We start from the raw sequence: 636 nt of genomic DNA, 5'->3' as shown, positions 1-636 counted from the left end.
GGTGGCCCCGATCGCGGCGACCAGACCGGCATGGGCGTCGCTGGTGACCAGTTTGACCCCGGACAGCCCGCGCGCGGTCAACGACCGCCAAAACGTCAGCCAGCCCGCCCCGTCCTCGGCGGTGGACACATCGATGCCCAGGATCTCCCGATAGCCGTCGGCGTTCACCGCAGTGGCGATCAGGGCGTGCACGTTGACCACCCGACCCTGCTCGCGCACCTTGAGCACCAGGGCGTCGGCGGCCACGAAGGTGTACGGGCCGGCATCCAGCGGCCGGGTGCGAAACGCCTCGACAGCGACATCGAGCTCCTTGGCCATCACCGACACCTGCGACTTGGACAAGCTGGTGATCCCCAGGGTTTCCACCAGCTTGTCCATCCGCCGCGTCGAGACACCGAGCAGGTAGCAGGTGGCGACCACCGTAGTCAGGGCCCGCTCGGCACGTTTGCGGCGCTCCAGCAGCCAATCCGGGAAGTAGGAGCCCTGCCGTAGTTTGGGGATCGCCAGATCCAAACTGCCTGCGCGGGTGTCGAATTGGCGAGACCGGTACCCGTTGCGTTGGTTCGTGCGTTCAGTGCTGCGTTGGCCGTACCCGGCACCGCACAGGGCGTCGGCTTCGGCCCCCATCAGGGTATG

Annotated in this window: 1 protein-coding gene; it reads right to left on the bottom strand. The window is 67.5% G+C overall.

Annotated features, from left to right (window positions below; genetic code table 11):
- Window positions 1–636 (bottom strand): IS256 family transposase (locus AC5Y47_RS25645; protein WP_499947062.1); only part of this gene is annotated, 636 nt, incomplete at both ends.

It is taken from the genome of Mycobacterium sp. NGS22 (assembly GCF_059813095.1).
The sequence above is the reverse complement of the archived record's forward strand: the minus strand, read 5'-3'. Positions and strand labels throughout refer to the sequence as shown.